Annotated in this window: 1 rRNA gene; it reads right to left on the bottom strand. The window is 52.9% G+C overall.

The window, feature by feature from the left end:
- Nucleotides 1–16: 16 nt before the first annotated feature.
- Nucleotides 17–2,590: ribosomal RNA gene (locus BN6465_RS00345) — 23S ribosomal RNA — on the bottom strand; the annotation flags it as partial.

Below are 2,590 nucleotides of genomic sequence, written 5' to 3'. Positions count from 1 at the left end.
TTTCCCTTCCTACCTCTTGGTTATGCCCTCGACCGATTAGTGACAGTCAGCTCCGTACATTGCTGCACTTCCACCTCTGCCCTATCTACCTTGTCGTCTTCAAGGGGTCTTACTACTTTCGTAGGGATATCTCATCTTGAGGGGGGCTTCACGCTTAGATGCCTTCAGCGTTTATCCCTTCCCGGCTTGGCTACTCTGCCATGCTCTTGGTAGAACAACAGATACACCAGCGGCCAGTCCAACCCGGTCCTCTCGTACTAAGGTCAGCTCCTCTCAAATATCCTACGCCCACGCCGGATAGGGACCGAACTGTCTCACGACGTTCTGAACCCAGCTCGCGTACCGCTTTAATGGGCGAACAGCCCAACCCTTGGGACCTACTTCAGCCCCAGGATGCGATGAGCCGACATCGAGGTGCCAAACCACTCCGTCGATGTGAACTCTTGGGAGTGATAAGCCTGTTATCCCCAGGGTAGCTTTTATCCGTTGAGCGATGGCAATCCCACTTTATACCACCGGATCACTAAGTCCTACTTTCGTACCTGCTCCACCCGTCGGTGTCGCAGTCAAGCCCTCTTTTGCCTTTGCACTCTGCGAATGGTTTCCGACCATTCTGAGAGGACCTTTGAGCGCCTCCGATACCCTTTCGGAGGCGACCGCCCCAGTCAAACTCCCCACCTGACATTGTCCCCCAGCCGGGTCACGGCTGCTGGTTAGAAATCCAGTACTGCAAGGGTGGTATCCCAACAGCGGCTCCATGGCGACTGGCGTCACCACTTCTTAGCCTCCCACCTATCCTGTACATACAATACCGAATCCCAGTATCAAGCTGGAGTAAAGCTCCATGGGGTCTTTCCGTCCTGGCGCAGGTAACCAGCATCTTCACTGGTATTTCAATTTCACCGGGTGCATTGTCGAGACAGTGCCCAAATCATTACGCCTTTCGTGCGGGTCGGAACTTACCCGACAAGGAATTTCGCTACCTTAGGACCGTTATAGTTACGGCCGCCGTTTACTGGGGCTTAAGTTCAAAGCTTCAGGACGAGTCCTTAACCTCTCCCCTTAACCTTCCAGCACCGGGCAGGCGTCAGCCCATATACCTCACCTTTCGGTTTTGCATAGACCTGTGTTTTTGCTAAACAGTTGCTTGGGCCAATTCTCTGCGGCCAGCTCTCGCTGGCACTCCTTCTCCCGAAGTTACGGAGTCATTTTGCCGAGTTCCTTAACAATGCTTCTCCCGTCGGCCTTAGGATTCTCTCCTCACCTACCTGTGTCGGTTTACGGTACGGGTACAGTATGAACGATAGCGGCTTTTCTTGGCAGCTGGCTCACACACTTCCCTACTTATAGTTCGGTACGCGTCACGTCTTCGGATTGTGAAACGGATTTGCCAATTTCACTCCTACCCCGCTTGCCCCGGGATCCCATTCCCGGGTTGTGCTCTCCCTCTGCGTCCCCACAGTTCTGTCATACTGCAGTACAGGAATTTCAACCTGTTGTCCATCGGCTACGTCTTTCGACCTCGCCTTAGGCCCCGACTTACCCAGAGCAGATCAGCTTTACTCTGGAAACCTTGGGTATTCGGCCGGAAGGATTCCCACCTTCCTCTCGCTACTCATTCCGGCATTCTCTCTTCTTAGAAGTCCACAGCTCCTTACGGTACTGCTTCCTCCCTCTAAGAATGCTCCTCTACCAATTACATTCGTAATTCCTGAGCTTCGGTAGTGTGTTTCAGCCCCGGACATTTTCGGCGCAGGACCTCTCGACTAGTGAGCTATTACGCACTCTTTTAATGGATGGCTGCTTCTGAGCCAACATCCTAGTTGTCTTTGAAATCCCACATCCTTTTCCACTTAACACACATTTTGGGACCTTAGCTGCAGGTCTGGGCTCTTTCCCTTTCGACTACCCAACTTATCTCGTGTAGTCTGACTCCCATGACTATCTTTCCGGCATTCGGAGTTTGATATCCTTTGGTAAGCTTTGACGCCCCCGCGGGAATTCAGTGCTCTACCTCCGGCAGACTGTCATGAGGCTAGCCCTAAAGCTATTTCGAGGAGAACCAGCTATCTCCGGGTTCGATTGGAATTTCTCCCCTACCCACACCTCATCGCCACCCTTTTCAACGGATGTGCGTTCGGTCCTCCATTGCCTTTTACGGCAACTTCAACCTGGACATGGGTAGATCACCCGGTTTCGGGTCTACTCCGGCTGACTTGGCGCCCTATTCAGACTTGGTTTCCCTTCGGCTCCGCACCTTGGAGTGCTTAACCTTGCCAGCCGGCGTAACTCGCCGGACCGTTCTACAAAAAGTACGCGGTCGCACATATAAAGTGCTTCCACAGCTTGTAAACGCAGGGTTTCAGGTTCTCTTTCACTCCCCTCCCGGGGTCCTTTTCACCTTTCCTTCACAGTACTATGCGCTATCGGTCACTAAGTAGTATTTAGCCTTACGGGGTGGTCCCCGCATGTTCCCACAAGGTTTCTCGTGTCTCGTGGTACTCTGGATACCGCCATGTCATTCGGACTTTCACGTACGGGGCTTTCACCCTCTCTGGCCGGCTTTCCCAAAACCGTTCTGTTAGTCTTC

This window comes from Bariatricus massiliensis (genome assembly GCF_900086725.1).
In the GTDB taxonomy this organism is placed as follows: domain Bacteria; phylum Bacillota; class Clostridia; order Lachnospirales; family Lachnospiraceae; genus Allocoprococcus; species Allocoprococcus massiliensis.
The sequence above is the reverse complement of the archived record's forward strand: the minus strand, read 5'-3'. Positions and strand labels throughout refer to the sequence as shown.